The sequence below is a fragment of the Rhodoferax sp. GT1R46 genome (genome assembly GCF_056521285.1).
This window is the reverse complement of the sequence record NZ_JBWMBC010000001.1, coordinates 791060-806141: the sequence shown is the minus strand read 5'-3', so window position 1 is coordinate 806141 and position 15082 is coordinate 791060. Positions and strand designations below refer to the sequence as shown.

The 15082-nt window shown below is 58.9% G+C and carries 13 protein-coding genes; 10 read left to right on the top strand and 3 right to left on the bottom strand.

The window, feature by feature from the left end; genetic code table 11:
• The first annotated feature begins 10 nt into the window (after positions 1-10).
• From ribH to tolA, 6 genes are read left to right on the top strand one after another with little or no spacing between them, the layout of a single operon-like run.
• The gene (gene ribH, locus AC097W_RS03755) at positions 11-484 is read left to right on the top strand and encodes a 6,7-dimethyl-8-ribityllumazine synthase (protein ID WP_479600977.1); all 474 of its coding nucleotides are present in this window, start codon (positions 11-13) and stop codon (positions 482-484) included.
• A complete protein-coding gene (gene nusB, locus AC097W_RS03750; protein ID WP_479600976.1) occupies positions 484-1023 on the top strand; it encodes a transcription antitermination factor NusB in 540 nt (179 codons plus the stop codon). Before ribH ends, nusB begins: the two co-directional genes overlap by 1 nt.
• 31 nt (positions 1024-1054) lie before the next feature.
• On the top strand, positions 1055-2239 hold the full coding sequence (locus tag AC097W_RS03745) for a pyridoxal phosphate-dependent aminotransferase (RefSeq protein ID WP_479600975.1): 1185 nt from the start codon (positions 1055-1057) through the stop codon (positions 2237-2239).
• 15 nt (positions 2240-2254) lie between these two features.
• Complete coding sequence (gene tolQ, locus AC097W_RS03740; RefSeq protein ID WP_479600974.1) at positions 2255-2953, top strand: protein TolQ; 699 nt, start codon at positions 2255-2257, stop codon at positions 2951-2953.
• Between the two features lie 41 nt (positions 2954-2994).
• On the top strand, positions 2995-3429 hold the full coding sequence (locus tag AC097W_RS03735) for a biopolymer transporter ExbD (protein WP_479600973.1): 435 nt from the start codon (positions 2995-2997) through the stop codon (positions 3427-3429).
• Positions 3430-3464: 35 nt separating this feature from the next.
• The gene (gene tolA / locus AC097W_RS03730) at positions 3465-4382 is read left to right on the top strand and encodes a cell envelope integrity protein TolA (protein ID WP_479600972.1); all 918 of its coding nucleotides are present in this window, start codon (positions 3465-3467) and stop codon (positions 4380-4382) included.
• A gap of 83 nt (positions 4383-4465) precedes the next feature.
• Here the strand turns inward: tolA and dnaE are convergent, their stop codons facing one another.
• Complete coding sequence (gene dnaE, locus AC097W_RS03725) at positions 4466-8056, bottom strand: DNA polymerase III subunit alpha (protein WP_479600971.1); 3591 nt, start codon at positions 8054-8056, stop codon at positions 4466-4468.
• A 38-nt stretch (positions 8057-8094) separates the two neighbouring features.
• On the opposite strand from dnaE, the gene AC097W_RS03720 reads away from it, so the two are divergent.
• From AC097W_RS03720 to AC097W_RS03710, 3 genes are read left to right on the top strand one after another with little or no spacing between them, the layout of a single operon-like run.
• Positions 8095-8835 carry a sulfurtransferase gene (locus tag AC097W_RS03720; RefSeq protein WP_479600970.1) on the top strand — a complete coding sequence of 247 codons (741 nt, stop codon included), beginning with the start codon at positions 8095-8097 and terminating at the stop codon, positions 8833-8835.
• Positions 8836-8893: 58 nt separating this feature from the next.
• A complete protein-coding gene (locus AC097W_RS03715) occupies positions 8894-9907 on the top strand; it encodes an ABC transporter substrate-binding protein (RefSeq protein WP_479600969.1) in 1014 nt (337 codons plus the stop codon).
• Positions 9908-9912: 5 nt separating this feature from the next.
• Positions 9913-12624 carry an EAL domain-containing protein gene (locus AC097W_RS03710; RefSeq protein ID WP_479601291.1) on the top strand — a complete coding sequence of 904 codons (2712 nt, stop codon included), beginning with the start codon at positions 9913-9915 and terminating at the stop codon, positions 12622-12624.
• Positions 12625-12655: 31 nt separating this feature from the next.
• Here AC097W_RS03710 and AC097W_RS03705 read toward each other — a convergent pair whose 3' ends face one another.
• Positions 12656-13210 (bottom strand): flavodoxin family protein, encoded by a 555-nt coding sequence (locus tag AC097W_RS03705; protein ID WP_479600968.1) that lies wholly within the window; start codon positions 13208-13210, stop codon positions 12656-12658.
• A 74-nt stretch (positions 13211-13284) separates the two neighbouring features.
• Complete coding sequence (locus AC097W_RS03700; RefSeq protein WP_479600967.1) at positions 13285-13986, bottom strand: pirin family protein; 702 nt, start codon at positions 13984-13986, stop codon at positions 13285-13287.
• Positions 13987-14092: 106 nt separating this feature from the next.
• Between AC097W_RS03700 and AC097W_RS03695 the strand changes: the two genes are divergently transcribed.
• Positions 14093-15034 carry a LysR substrate-binding domain-containing protein gene (locus AC097W_RS03695; RefSeq protein ID WP_479600966.1) on the top strand — a complete coding sequence of 314 codons (942 nt, stop codon included), beginning with the start codon at positions 14093-14095 and terminating at the stop codon, positions 15032-15034.
• The last annotated feature ends 48 nt before the right edge of the window (positions 15035-15082 follow it).

Below are 15082 nucleotides of genomic sequence, written 5' to 3'. Positions count from 1 at the left end.
GGAGCACTCTATGTTTGGCGCAGACAAAGGCACCGTTGCAAGCACCGACAGCCGCATGAACGGGAAGAAACTCAAAATTGGTATCGTTCAGGCACGCTTCAACGCGTCCGTGACAGATGCGCTGGCGAAAGCCTGCAAGGCCGAGCTGATGGCACTGGGGGTGGCGGAAAAAGACATTGATCTTTTCAGCGTACCCGGTGCTCTGGAAGTGCCTGTGGCCCTGCAGGCATTGGCGGAAAAAGCCAGCTACGACGCACTGGTGGCCATTGGATGCATCATCCGAGGCGAAACATACCATTTTGAGCTGGTGGCCAACGAATCAGGCGCTGGCGTCACCCGCATATCCCTGGACTACCAGCTGCCGGTTGCCAACGCCATTCTGACCACTGAAGATATGCCTCAAGCGGTTGCCCGCCAGGAAGAAAAAGGGCGTGATGCCGCCCGCGTCGCCGTAGAAATGGCCAACTTGCTGGAGTCAATTTGATGAGTGACATAAACACCCCCTCGGCCGCCAAGCGCCCGCCCCGCCAGACACGCACCGGCGTCACCAGCACAGGTGCCCGCAAAGCGGGCAGCAAGTCAGACCGCAGTCGAGCGCGGGAATTCGCACTGCAAGGGCTTTACCAAAGCCTGGTCGGGAAAAATGCTGTGGGTGATATTGATATGTTCACCCGTGATCTGGCTGGTTTCAACAAGGCCGACTCGGTGCACTTCGATGCACTACTGCAAGGTTGTGTGGCGCAAAGCGAGCAGCTGGACCTGCTGATCGCACCCCTGCTGGACCGCCCCATGGGCGAAATTTCACCGGTCGAACACGCCATCATGTGGATCGGTGCCTACGAGCTCAGCCATTGCCTGGATGTACCCTGGCGCGTGGTGCTCAATGAATGCATCGAACTGGCCAAGGAATTTGGCGGTACCGATGGACACAAATACGTGAACGCTGTGCTCAACGGCATCGCTCCCAGTCTGCGTGCAGCAGAAGTGGAGTCAGACCGTTTGGGCAAGAAGCATCGCAGCTGAACCCGGCCCCTGAATATCCGTCCAATAGCCCATGCAAATTTCGTCGCGCGCACAAAAGATAGAGCCGTTTTATGTCATGGAGGTGGCCAAAGCCGCTTCCGCCCTGGGCCGCGAAGTAGCGCACACCGATGCGCCCATGATTTTTCTGAACATTGGCGAGCCCGATTTCACGGCACCCCCGCTAGTGCAAGCTGCCGCTGAAAAGGCCATCCGCGACGGGCAAACCCAATACACGCAGGCCACAGGCTTGGAACCCTTGCGCGAACGTATCAGCGACTGGTACCGGAAACGCTTTGGTGTGAATGTGCCCGCGAGCCGCATTGTTGTGACGGCAGGCGCGTCCGGGGCTTTGCAGCTGGCCTGCCTGGCCCTGATTGAGTCGGGTGATGAAATACTGATGCCCGACCCCAGCTACCCTTGCAACCGGCATTTCGTCAGTGCAGCGGAAGGCCGTGCGGTGCTGGTACCCACCACCGCCGAAGAGCGTTTTCAGCTCAGCGCTGATAAGGTGAAAGCGGCATGGGGGCCACGCACCCGTGGGGTATTGCTGGCATCGCCATCCAACCCCACCGGCACCTCCATTCACCCGGATGCGCTGCGCGACATACACGAAGTGGTGCAGAGCAAAGGCGGTATCACCCTGGTGGATGAAATCTATCTGGGCCTGAGTTTCGAGGCCCAGTACGGCCAGACCGCATTGGCGCTGGACGAACACATCATCAGCATCAACAGCTTCAGCAAATATTTCAACATGACCGGCTGGCGACTGGGCTGGATGGTGGTGCCAGAAAAACTGGTGACCGTGATTGAACGCCTGGCGCAGAACCTGTTCATTTGCCCCAGCACCATTGCCCAGCACGCGGCGCTGGCCTGCTTTGAGGCTGAGAGCCTGGCGCTCTACGAACAACGCCGCACCGAGTTCAAGGCGCGCCGCGACTATTTCTTACCGCAGCTCCAGGCTATGGGGCTTAACGTGCCGGTCATGCCCGATGGCGCTTTCTACGCGTGGGCCGATTGCTCTGCTGCATGCGCCAAGCTGGGGCTCAAGGACAGCTGGGATTTCGCATTCGAGATCATGAACAAAGCCCATGTTGCCATCACCCCGGGGCGGGATTTTGGCAGCGCGCAGACGCACAATTTCGTGCGTTTTTCCACTGCCAGTTCCATGGAGCATCTGCAAGAAGCCGTAGCCCGCCTGCGTGCGGTGCTGCTTTAACACTGAGCCACCGATATGAATCAAGATCTGTCCATACTCCATCTGGTTTTGAATGCCAGTTTTGTGGTTCAAGCGGTCATGCTGCTGCTGATGGTGGTGTCCATCTCCAGCTGGGCCGCCATTTTCCGCAAGTTGTTTGCACTCAACCGCGTCAAATCACTCAATGAAGTGTTTGAGCGTGACTTCTGGTCTGGCTCCAGTCTGAATGACCTGTTTGCCGCCGCTACCAAAAACGCTGCGCATTGTGGGCCCATGGAACGCATTTTCGCCAGTGGTATGCGCGAGTTTCAAAAGCTGCGCGAGCGCCGCATCACCGATGTGGGCACGCTGATGGACGGTGCCCGACGCGCCATGCGGGCCAGTTTTCAGCGCGAGATGGATGCTGTGGAAACCAACCTGTCCTTCCTGGCCTCGGTCGGTTCGGTATCGCCCTACGTGGGTCTGTTTGGCACGGTCTGGGGCATCATGCACGCATTTACCGGGCTGGCCGCCCTGACGCAGGTCACACTGGCCACGGTTGCACCCGGTATCGCCGAGGCACTGGTGGCTACTGCCATTGGCCTGTTTGCTGCCATACCCGCGGTGGTGGCCTACAACCGCTTTGCGCGTGACATTGACCGTATTGCCACGCAACAAGAGACCTTTATTGAAGAGTTCTCCAACATCCTGCAGCGCAACGTGGGTGCACAAACACCAGCACCGGCGCCGCGCTGACCCGCTTTCGATTTTTCGCCTTATTTGAAGGGACGTAAACCATGCCCGCCATTGCAAGCCGTGGTCGAGGACGGCGCACCATCAATGAAATCAACATGGTGCCTTTCATCGACGTGATGCTGGTGCTGCTGATTATCTTTATGGTCACGGCCCCTTTAATCACCCCGAGCATGATTGACCTGCCCAGCGTGGGCAAGGCCTCACGCCAGCCGGATCAGATCATCCAGATCGTGCTGGGCAAGAACGACAGTCTGGAGATGAAGATCAAGGACCAGACAACTGCCATCGCACTCAAGGACGTGGCCAGTGCGGTCAAGCGCGCTCAGGGCGCCAAAGACAGCGCAGCTGCGGCCAATTCGGCCGTCGTCATCAGCGCCGACAAGAATGTGAAGTATGAGAGCGTGGTGAAGATCATGGACACCTTGCAGCGCGCCGGCATTCAGCGCGTGGGCCTGTCCGTGCAACTGGCCAATTGACAGCACCATACAGCGCACCCGACGAAGTTCCCGCCATGACCGCCCGCAACGCCCGCATGGAATTTGCGCCGCCACCCACTCCGGGACTGGTGCGCGCGCTGGGCTTGGCTGTCCTGGCCCATGCATTGCTGCTGGCGATGCTGGCAGCGGGTGTGCAGTGGAAGCGTGAAGCGCCCGTCGTTGCAGTGGAAGCCGAGTTGTGGTCTGCCCTACCGGTTCAGGCAGCCCCGCCGGCACCAGAACCCGTGGCGTTGCCGGAGCCCGTTCCGCGCACCCCGCGCCCCAAAGCGGTCGTGGCCCTCCCCGCGCCACCACCGGCCACTCCGATGCCAGACCCGAGCATTGCCATTGCCAAGGAAAAAGCCCGACTGCAAAAGGAAAAGCAGGCAGAGAAGCAATTGCAGCAGGACAAGCTGGAGCAGGAGAAGCGGCAAAAAGAAGCGCTCAAAAACAAGAAGCTGCAGGACGAGAAAGAAGCCCGCGACAAACAGGCGCGCGACAAGGCCGTCGCTGACAAAAAGCAGCAGCAAGACCTGCAGGCACAAACTGCCAAGGCAACGGCAGAAGCGAAAAAAATGGCCGAGTTGCGCCAGCAGAACATCAAGCGCATGGCGGGCCTGGCGGCAGGTACCGGTGAGGCAGGCTCCACCGGCAGTGCGGCGCAATCATCGGGCCCCTCTGCTGGCTACGCCGGGAAGATCATTGCCAAGATCAAGGCCAACACCAGTTTTTCAGATCTGGGTGGCGGCAAGCCCACCGTTCGTGTATTGGTGCGGGTGGCCCCGAACGGCAGCATCCTGAGCAGCAAGATCGTGGCACCCAGCGGCAACAACGCTTGGGACGACGCGGTTCTCCGGGGTGTTGAAAAAATGAATACCGTGCCGCCGGACATCGACGGCAGGATTCCAGAAAAAATTCTCAAAGAAGGACTGGAGATAGGCGTTACCCTGTAATCCAGTCACCGCGTTCATGCTATATTTTCTATAGCTGCTTGCGCAATATCCACGGGGGCTGGAGACCATTTTCCTGTAAAAAATCAATCATAGGCAATGACTGCCCTACCCTGGTCTGCCTGCGCACGCCAGCCAGCCAATGCAGCATCGGTGGGATAGAAACGGGCGTCTTCGCCCAAATGCAACTCCGCTGTAGCGCCGCTGCAGCCCGCCTCCGGGTCACCCGTATTTCCAGCTGAATCGGATGCCAGCATTCGCTGTACCACCAGCCGCACGGACATACCGCGCACGGTTTCGCCCTGCTCTGAAGTCTCCCGGCGGGCCGGGAATTCCCGGGTGATCCGTGCCACATCCGGCACCTTGCCCACGCTACTGGCGTTGACCGCCACGCGCAGGTACTTGCCAAAGCGACAGCGCGCCTGCTCCAGATCCCAGATTTGCGTCACCGTGAGCTGCATACCGCCCGAGAAGCGGTCGGGTTGCACCTTGCCCATGACAATAATCAGTTCGTCATCCTTCAGCAGATTCTTGTGGGCGTTGATCAGCGCCTCATCGGCGCGGGCTTCGATCACTGCCGACTTGTCGTCCAGCTTGAACAGCGCCAGCTTGCCGCGCTGTCCGTTGATAACCCGAAAATCGGTAACGATTCCGGCCAGCAACTGTGGCTCGCGGGTGTCCAGCAGTTCATCCAGCTGGCGCTTGGCGAAACGACGGACCTCCAGCGTGACGGCATCAAACAGGTGGCCTGACAGGTAGAAGCCCACTGCCGTTTTCTCTTGGACCAACTGCTCTTTCACGCCCCACGGCATGGCCTGCACCAGTTCGGGCTCCTGCGTGCTGGAACCATGGTCGTCCTCCCCTCCCATGTCGAATAAGCCCACCTGATCGGCATTGGCCTGGGACGCAGTGGCAAACGCAAACGCCCGCTCGATGGACTCCACCAGCGATGCGCGGTTGAGTTGCAGCGTGTCAAAGGCACCCGCCTTGATCAGTGCTTCGACGCAGCGCTTGTTCAGGCGGCTGCGGTCCACCCGGCGGCAGAAGTCAAACAGGCTGGTAAACGGCCCATCTTCACTGGTTGGGCCTTTGCCTTCGCGCGCCGCCACGATGGCCTCAATGGCCTGCTGGCCTGTGCCCTTGATGGCGCCCAGTCCGTAGCGGATTTGTTTGTTGGAAATAGGCTCAAACCGGTAGTTGCCGCGGTTGATATTGGGCGGCTCAAACGTCAAGCCCATCTTTTCTGCATCTTCGAACAACACCCTGAGCTTGTCGGTGTCATCCATTTCCACGGTCATATTGGCGCAGAAAAACTCGGCGGTGTAGTGCACCTTCAGCCAGGCGGTGTGGTACGCCAGCAGCGAATAGGCAGCAGCGTGCGACTTGTTGAAGCCGTAGCCCGCAAACTTCTCCATCAAGTCGAAAATCTCGTCGGCCTTGGCCTCGTTGATGTCGTTCTTGGCGGCGCCGTCACGGAATATCTGGCGGTGCTTGGCCATCTCGTCGGCGTCTTTTTTACCCATCGCCCGGCGCAGCATGTCGGCGCCACCCAGCGAATAGCCGCCGAGAATCTGGGCGGTCTGCATCACCTGCTCCTGGTAGACCATGATGCCGTAGGTCTCGGACAGCATGTTGGCCACCAGCGGGTGCGGATACTCCACCACTTCGCGACCGTGTTTACGTGCCACAAAGCTCGGGATCAGGTCCATCGGGCCCGGGCGGTACAACGCATTCAGGGCAATCAGATCTTCCAGGCGCGTGGGCTTGGCGTCTTTCAGCATGCCCTGCATGCCGCGACTTTCAAACTGGAACACGGCTTCCGTTTTGCCTTCCGAGAACAGCCGGTACACCTTGGCGTCATCCAGAGGCAGGTCCTCAAAGGCAAAGTTTTCCTGCCCCGGGTGGCGCTGCATGATGAATTCGCGCGCGATCTCCAGAATGGTCAGCGTAGCCAGCCCCAAAAAGTCGAACTTCACCAGACCGATGGCTTCGACATCGTTCTTGTCGTACTGACTGACGGCGGAGTCGCTACCCGGCTGCTGGTACAAAGGGCAAAAATCGGTGAGTTTGCCCGGGGCAATCAACACGCCTCCTGCGTGCATGCCCACATTGCGGGTCATGCCCTCCAGCTTGCGGGCCAACTCCAGAAGTGTCCGGACGTCCTCTTCCTTCGCCTCGCGCTCCGCCAGAATGGGCTCGTCGGTGGCATAGACGGTCTTGTCGTCTTTCTTGCGGTCTGCGGGCGGAAGCTGCAGGCTCACACTCACGCCCGGCTTGTTGGGAATGAGCTTGCTGATGCCATCGCAAAAGGTGTAGCTCATGTCCAGCACCCGGCCCACATCGCGCACGGCGGCGCGCGCAGCCATGGTGCCAAAGGTCACAATCTGGCTGACGGCGTCCTTGCCGTATTTGTCCTTGACGTAATCAATCACCAGATTGCGGTTCGTCTGGCAAAAATCGATATCAAAGTCGGGCATGGACACCCGCTCGGGGTTCAAAAACCGCTCAAACAGCAGGTTGTAGCGCAGCGGGTCCAGGTCCGTAATCTTCATGACATAGGCCACCAGACTGCCCGCGCCCGAGCCCCGGCCTGGGCCCACCGGGCAGCCATGGCTTTTAGCCCAGTTGATGAAATCGCCCACGATCAGAAAGTAGCCCGGGAAGCCCATTTTCAGAATGGTGCCAATCTCGAACTCCAGGCGCTCCACATAGCGCGGCATCTCGGCGGCACGCACCGCCTCATCCGGGTACAAGTGCGCCATGCGCTCCTTCAGCCCTTCATGCGAAGCGTAGCGAAAGTACTCATCCGGAGTCATGCGCTGTCCGTTGACCTCTGGCGTCGGGAATTCCGGCAACTGCGGCTTGCCCAGCACGAGTGTCAGGTTGCAGCGTTTGGCGATCTCCAGCGTATTCGCCAAGGCAGACGGAACGTCGGCAAACAAGGCCTGCATTTCGGCGCTGGATTTGAAGTACTGGTCGCGCGTAAAACGGCGCACGCGCTTGGCGTTGCCCAGTATTTCACCATCGGCAATGCAGACGCGGGCCTCGTGGGCCTCAAAATCATCTGGCGTGGTGAACTGCACAGGGTGCGTCGCAACCACCGGCAGCTTGATACGAGCGGCCAACTGCACGGCGGCGACCACATGGGCTTCGTCATCCGCGCGGCCCGCGCGTTGCAGTTCGATATAAAAACGGTGCGGAAACACACCACCCAATTGCAGCGCCAACTCGTGTGCCCGTGACGCGTCGCCTTGCACCAAAGCCTGACCGATGGGGCCAGCCTGGGCTCCCGAGAGCGCAATCAAGCCCTCATTGAGTTCCTGCAGCCACTCCAATTTGATGGTGGCCTGATTCTTGACGATGTTTTGGGTGTAGCCCCGGGCAATCAACTCGGACAGGTTCAGGTAACCCTGCTTGTTTTGCACCAGCAGCACGATGCGCGACAGTGCCGTTAAATCGCCGCCCATGCCTTCCAGAAATATCTCGGCGCCTATCAGCGGCTTGGTGCCTTTGGCACGGGCACGTTTGTAAAACTTGATCGCGCCAAACAGGTTACTCAGGTCGGTAACGGCCAGCGCGGGCTGCCCGTCGGCCACGGCCGCCTGGACGATGTCATCGATTCGATTGGTTCCGTCAACAACAGAAAATTCGGTATGGAGGCGCAGGTGTACAAACATCCATGGATTGTAAGTTTCCCCGCTCTTAAAATCAGGGGGTGAACTCCATCCTCAACATCTCTGCTTACAAATTTGCTCCCCTTCCCGATGCGGCAGCGCTTAGGGAGGTTTTTTTGGCCCGCGCACTGGAATTAGAGCTAAAAGGCACCATTTTGCTGGCCGAAGAAGGTATTAATCTGTTTCTGGCAGGGCCAGCCGATGCCGTGCATGGTTTTGTGGCGCAACTGCACACCGATGCGCGCTTTGCCGACATTGCGCCCAAAGAAAGCTGGTCGGATGTGCAGCCCTTCAAAAAAATGCTGGTCAAGGTCAAAGGCGAAATCATTCGCATGAACCGTCCTGCCATTCGCCCCGCAGACGGGCGGGCACCTGCCGTGCCAGCCGCCACCCTCAAACGCTGGCTGGACCAGGGCCACGACGACAACGGGCGGCCGGTGGTGACGCTGGACACCCGCAACGACTTTGAAGTGGATCAAGGCACATTTGAGGGTGCCATTGACTGGCGCATCACCAAATTCACCGAGTTTCCCCACGCCCTGCTTGAGAACAAAGCGGAGCTGGAGGGCAAGACCGTCGTGAGTTTTTGCACGGGAGGCATACGCTGTGAAAAGGCGGCCATCCTGATGCGCGAAGTGGGCCTGGAACACGTGTACCAATTGGAGGGCGGCATCCTCAAGTACTTTGAAGAGACCGATGGCGCGCATTACCAGGGTGGCTGCTTTGTATTTGACGAACGGCGTGCGGTGGGCGCTGATTTGTCTGCAGTTCAGGTGTTGTAGCGGGGCTAAACCACCCCGCTCGGGAAAAGTAAGGTCGGGAACTGTATTAGGATGAAGCATGTCCGCAAAACAGACGCGTCTTGACGAAGTGCACCCTGCAACCGGTGGGCCGTTCCCTCTGCGCAGGCATTTGCTGGCTGGACTGGCATTGATGCCCCTGCTGGGGTTTGCAGGCTGCGCCCCGGTCAAACCGCTGGTGTTGGCCGGACATCCCTGGCCCGGCTATGAGCCGATGTTCCTGGCCCGCACGCTCGGGTACATGCCAGAAGCGCTGACCCTCTTGGAATCACCGACCGTGCACGACTCCATCGAGACCATCAGACAAGGACGCGCAGACGGCGTCATGCTGACGCTGGATGAAGTGCTTCTTTTGCGCGCGCAGGGCACGCCACTGGAAATTGTTCTGGTATTTGACGTATCCAAAGGCGCAGATGTATTGCTGTCGCGCCCGGCAATAACCAGTCTGGGTGCACTCAAAGGAAAGCGTATCGGCTTGGAGAACAGCGCATTGGGCAGCCTGATGCTGACTATGGTATTGGAAAAATCCGGCCTCCAGATTAGCGACGTGGTTCCCGTAAAGATCGCTTATGAAGAGCAGGAAGCTGCCTGGGGGCGCGGTGCCATCGATGCGCTTGTCACCTATGAACCCATTGCGGGACGCCTCAAATCCGGGGGAGCGCTGCAGCTTCTGAGCACCCGTGAAATGCCCGAAACCATTTTTGACGTACTCGCGGTAAGGCCGGACGTTGCCACGCTCCATGCCAACACGCTGCGTGCGGCTCTGGCGGGTCATTTCAAGGCCCTAGCCTACATGCGGCAAAACCCATGGGACGCCGCATACCGTGTGGCGCCGCGTCTGGGCGTCACGGCTGAAGAAATGATCGCGTCCCTGCGCGGGCTTGAGTTACCTGATCTGGTGGGAAATCAACGCTACCTTGTCGACAGCGGCGGCCAGATCCTGCGGGTAGCGCAGAAGCTTTCGCCCATCATGCAACAAGCCGGACTGGTGACCGATCCAATCGACACGCGGCAACTGTTCACCAGCGTCTACTTGCCGGGAGATGCGTCTTGATCGCTGTGCGAGTCGTATTTACCTGGATCACACTGGCAGCCGTGTGGATGTCAGCCCAAGCCGCAATGGCGCAGGACACAGCCCTGACCATTGGTGTGCTGTCCTTTCGCCCTATTGCGATGGCTCAAACCCAATGGCAGCCTTTGGCGACCTATCTGAATAGTACGGTTTCCGGCAGTCACTTCATTCTGAAAATATTCAACTACGAGGAGTTGCAGGAAGCCGTCCGTCAACAAGCAGTCGATGTGGTCATCACCCAACCAGCCGAGTATGTGCGAATGGTCCACCAGAATGGGCTCTCCTCTCCCCTGGCCACCCTCATTAACCTCGATCAGGGCAAGCCCGTTCGTGCATTCGGCGGGGTCATTCTGACGCGCAAAGCCCGGGAAGACCTGCAGACGCTCAGCGACCTGAATGGCAAACGCATTGCAGCGGCCTCGCTGTCTTCATTTGGGGCATACCAGGTGCAGATCTACGAGATGGTGAAACAACACGTCAAGCCTGGAGTCATTGTAGAAACGGGCCTGCCACAGGACCTTTCTGTCGAAGCACTGATGACCGGGCAGGTGGATGCTGCGTTTATTCGCACCGGCCTGATGGAATCGATGATCCAGGAGGGGAAGCTCGATGCCGCGCAGGTCAAGGTGGTGAATGGCCAGAATTACCCAGGCTACCCCTTTGCACTGTCCACACGGCTGTACCCGGAATGGCCGATTGTGGCGATGTCTCACGTCCCGGATGATGTGACGGTTCGCATCGCAGGCGCCTTGCTGTCGCTACCCCATGGCAGCGCCATCGCACGCAGCATGGGGATCAACGGTTTTGCGGTCCCGGCCGATTACGAGTCGGTACGTACCCTGATGCGGGACCTGCGCGCGCCGCCGTTTGATGTGGCTCCCAACGTGACGTTTCAGGACATCTGGTCCAGGTACAAACTCCCCCTTGTTGCATTGGCTATCGCTCTGGGCGCGCTGCTGCTCCTGGCCGCACGGGAGTCGGTCTTGGGCCGGCGTCTGACCTCGTTTGGCGACGCCATGGGCGAAGGCATGTATGTGCTGGACCGCAACGGCCTCGCCACCTATGTCAACCGCACGACATGCGAGTTGCTGGGGTATCCCCGCGAAGCATTGCTGGGCAAAGAACTTCTCAAGCTGATCCTCTCATCGACGAACACGGCATCGCTTGGAGCCGGTCAAAACCCGATGCTGGACCCGGATCGGCGCACCCGGTCGTTCGAGTGTGAAAGTGTCTTTGTCGGCGCAAGCGGCCATCACTTTCCGGTGGAGGTCAGTACCCAGGCCGTGCTGCGCAGAGGCAGATTCCTGCGCTCGGTAACGGTCTTCTCGGATATCTCGGTCCGCAAGGCGCAGAGCGAGCGGGTCTACAAGCTGGCCTACTATGACCCAGTGACCGGCTTACCCAACCGGCGCCTTTTGCTCGACCGGTTACAACAGAGTCTGACCGCGCGGGCCAGTAGTGGGCACCACCCGGGCGCGCTGCTGTTCTCTGACCTGGACCGCTTCAAGCAACTCAACGACAGCCTGGGCCACAAGTTCGGCGATGCACTCCTGCAGGCCGCCGCACAGCGCATGGGTCACCTGGTTGGCTCGGAGGGCACGGTAGCCCACCCGGGTGGTGACGAATTCGCCGTATTGCTCGGCCGGCTGGATACCAACCCGGAAATTGCCGCTGAGCAGGCCAACGCGATCGCGGAAAAAATTCGTATCGCAATGCAAACGCCGTTTGTGATCGACGGCCAGCACCACAAGATTTCCGTCAGTATTGGTGTGGTGATGTTTGAAGGCGATGAGAATGAACCCGAAGAGTTGCTCAAGCGTGCAGACATCGCCATGTACCAGGCCAAAGCCAACGGCCGAAACGCCATCCGCTTCTTTGACAAAACCATCGCGACACAACTCAACCGCCAGGTAACGCTCGAAGCGGACCTGCACCTTGCACTGGAAAAGGGGCAGTTTCTGGTCTACTACCAGCCCCAATTTGACACCGCTGGCAGAGTGATAGGGGCAGAGGCGCTCGTGCGCTGGCTTCACCCCCAGCGCGGCATGGTCTCCCCCGGTGAGTTCATACCGCTGGCGGAAGAAACAGGTCTCATCCTGCCACTGGGCCAATGGGTGCTGGAGCAGGCTTGTGCACAAATAAAGAAATGGAGCGAGAACCCCGCTGCGGCGGACATCATCGTGGCCGTCAATCTCAGTGCCCATCAGATTTTTCAGTCGAATTTCGTGGAACGCGTCAGTGCAACGTTGAAAACCCACGGCGCCGACCCGCTCAAGCTCCAGTTGGAACTCACGGAAAGCGTACTGGCAAAAAACATCGATGACGTCATCGAAAAAATGAACCAACTGGTGGCTTTGGGCATCACCTTTTCACTGGACGACTTCGGCACTGGGTATTCATCGCTGAGCTATCTCAAGCGGTTGCCACTGCATCAGCTCAAGATTGACGGGTCTTTTGTGCGCGACCTGGTCACCAACCCCAGCGACGCCAGCATCACGCAAACCATCCTCGCACTGGGCCGCAGCCTTGAACTGGAAGTCATCGCCGAAGGGGTGGAGACACAGGAACAGAGAGACAAGCTGGTAGAGCAAGGATGCCTGTATTTCCAGGGGTATTTGTTCGGGCACCCTCAACCGGCCGCGCAACTGACCCAGCTCATGAACGCCGCTTTGGAGATGACTCCACAAGTGCGTTCATGAGCCAGCTTCCCTGATGGGGGAAGCTTATGTCTTACCCGCGGAACTTGGCAGCCACTTCAGCCACGCGCGCGCCAAAGAGGCGTGCAGTTTCCAGATCACCCGGCAGCATCTCTTCCGCGCTGGCGTCGGAAGGTGACTGCGCCATCGCGCCGCTGAACGAACCCACATAGTTGACGTCATTGCGCTGCGCGGCTTTGCTGTTGGAGGGCATCAGTGCAGTGCCAACCCACACGCCACCGTGCTGCATGGCCAGCGTGAACAGGTAATGCAGTGTGGACAGCTTGTCGCCGTTCATGGTGGCGCTGTTGGTGAAGCCTGCAAAAACTTTGTCTTTCCACGCCTGGCTGAACCAGGGCTTGCTGGATGCATCTGCAAATTTTTTGAATTGCCAGCTCACCGAACCCATGTAAGTGGGCGAGCCCATGATGATGGCGTCGGCCGCGCCCAGTGTTGCCCAAGCCGCGTCGGACAGATTGCCGTCAGCATCAATGGTTACCAATTCGGCATTTGCGCCTTGTGCCACCGATTGCGCCATGCGCAGGGTGTGCCCATAGCCTGAATGAAATACAACTGCTACTTTTGCCATATGAAAACTCCTTGAAACCAACTGAAAAACGAAGCTGCGCGACGCGCAACTCCCAGGGAAAAACAACGCGAATATCAGGCCTTCAGATCAAACACCAGCACCTCGGCGTCCTTGCCATGAGTCAAGGTCAACTGTCTCTCACCATCCAGCAGCGCCGCATCACCGGCAGCCAGCGCGGTGCCATTGACTGCAACCTCGCCTTTTACCAGTTGCACATATCCCTTGCGATTGGGTGCCAGGGTCAACGATGCCATCTGTTCTCCATCGAACAAACCGCTGTACATCCGGGCATCCGCGTGAATCAACACCGAGCCGTCGGCTCCATCCGGTGAGGCCACCAGCTTGAGGGCACCCTGCTTTTCTGCGGCCGCGAAAGCTTTTTGCTCATACCCGGGCGCAATACCGGTGACGTTTGGCTCAATCCATATCTGCAAGAAATGCGTAGTCGCATCGGGGGCGTGGTTGAACTCGCTGTGCTGCACCCCCGTGCCCGCGCTCATGCGCTGGACGTCGCCAGAGGGTATGCCTTTGACATTACCCATGCTGTCTTTGTGGGCCAACTCGCCCGCCATGACGTAGCTGATGATTTCCATGTCGCGATGGCCGTGGGTACCAAAGCCTGCACCGGGCGTAATGCGGTCCTCGTTGATCACGCGCAGGTTGCCCCAGCCCATGTGCTTCGGGTCGTAATACCCTGCAAATGAAAAACTATGGAAGGACTTCAGCCAGCCATGGTCGGCGTAGCCTCGGTCAGCGGATTTGCGAATTGTCAACATGGTTCAGGCTCCTTGCTATGGGCTCAACTTTAAGGTGGGGCATGCGTGTATCCAACCTCGCTGTTTGATGGCATCATTCAAATAATTTCAACAAAACTGCTCACCCATGCAAACACCTCGAGATGTTTTGACACCAGACGCTCTCGCCATGCTGCAAGCAATTGATTCTGCTGGCAGTTTCGCGGCAGCGGCCCGCGCGATGGGCATGGTTCCCAGCGCGCTGACCTACCGGGTGCGCCAGATTGAAGACGCATTGGATGTTCTGCTATATAACCGCAGTTCGCGCCAGGCTCAATTGACACAGGCCGGAGCAGAGCTGCTGCGCGAGGGTGGAAGACTACTGATCGAGATTGACGCCGTAGCCAACCGGGTCAAGCGCGTGGCCACCGGGTGGGAGCCGCAGCTGACGATAGCGGTAGACACCATCATTTCCAAAGCCACGGTGATGGAGTTGTGCGAAAGCTTTTTTAGCCTTTCGCCGCCCACACGCATACGGCTGCGCGACGAAACACTGTCGGGCACGCTGGAGGCGCTCACCTCTGGGCAGGCAGACCTGGCCCTGGGCGTCACCCGCGATGCGGCCACCCATTCGGGCATACAAGTCCAGCCTCTGGGCGAAGTTGAATTCGTCTATGCCATAGCGCCCCACCACCCACTGGCGAACGCAGCAGAACCGCTGAGCGATAAAACCATTCAGCAGCACCGCGCCGTAGCGGTGGCTGACTCCATCCAACGTGGAACCGGAATGACGTTTGGCTTGCTGGGAGGACAGGATGTGTTCACCGTGGCAAGCATGCACGCAAAACTCGATGCCCAGTTACGGGGACTGGGCGGCGGCTACCTGCCGCGCTGCATGGCGGACAGCTACATCGAAACGGGCCGTCTGGTGCTTAAAAAAACCGAACGGCCTTACCGTATGGTGCCCATCAGTTACGCATGGCGCGGGGCCTCCGCAACGGTGCAGGGCCGGGCACTGCAATGGTGGCTGCAGCAACTCGAAAGCACAACCACCCGAGCCGCATTACTGGAACAACACCGCAATCGGTGAAGCGTGCGTGTATAAAGTGAATGCAAACCCACAATAACTCTTGGAGAC

What these genes read in the sequence shown, in the direction of transcription:
- ribH (WP_479600977.1), top strand. Translation starts at nt 11, where the DNA reads ATGTTTGGCGCAGACAAAGGCACCGTTGCAAGCACCGACAGCCGCATG.
- AC097W_RS03735 (WP_479600973.1), top strand. Translation starts at nt 2,995, where the DNA reads ATGCCCGCCATTGCAAGCCGTGGTCGAGGACGGCGCACCATCAATGAA.
- AC097W_RS03705 (WP_479600968.1), bottom strand. Translation starts at nt 13,210, where the DNA reads ATGGCAAAAGTAGCAGTTGTATTTCATTCAGGCTATGGGCACACCCTG.
- AC097W_RS03700 (WP_479600967.1), bottom strand. Translation starts at nt 13,986, where the DNA reads ATGTTGACAATTCGCAAATCCGCTGACCGAGGCTACGCCGACCATGGC.
- tolA (WP_479600972.1), top strand. Translation starts at nt 3,465, where the DNA reads ATGACCGCCCGCAACGCCCGCATGGAATTTGCGCCGCCACCCACTCCG.
- dnaE (WP_479600971.1), bottom strand. Translation starts at nt 8,056, where the DNA reads ATGTTTGTACACCTGCGCCTCCATACCGAATTTTCTGTTGTTGACGGA.
- tolQ (WP_479600974.1), top strand. Translation starts at nt 2,255, where the DNA reads ATGAATCAAGATCTGTCCATACTCCATCTGGTTTTGAATGCCAGTTTT.
- AC097W_RS03715 (WP_479600969.1), top strand. Translation starts at nt 8,894, where the DNA reads ATGTCCGCAAAACAGACGCGTCTTGACGAAGTGCACCCTGCAACCGGT.
- AC097W_RS03745 (WP_479600975.1), top strand. Translation starts at nt 1,055, where the DNA reads ATGCAAATTTCGTCGCGCGCACAAAAGATAGAGCCGTTTTATGTCATG.
- nusB (WP_479600976.1), top strand. Translation starts at nt 484, where the DNA reads ATGAGTGACATAAACACCCCCTCGGCCGCCAAGCGCCCGCCCCGCCAG.
- AC097W_RS03695 (WP_479600966.1), top strand. Translation starts at nt 14,093, where the DNA reads ATGCAAACACCTCGAGATGTTTTGACACCAGACGCTCTCGCCATGCTG.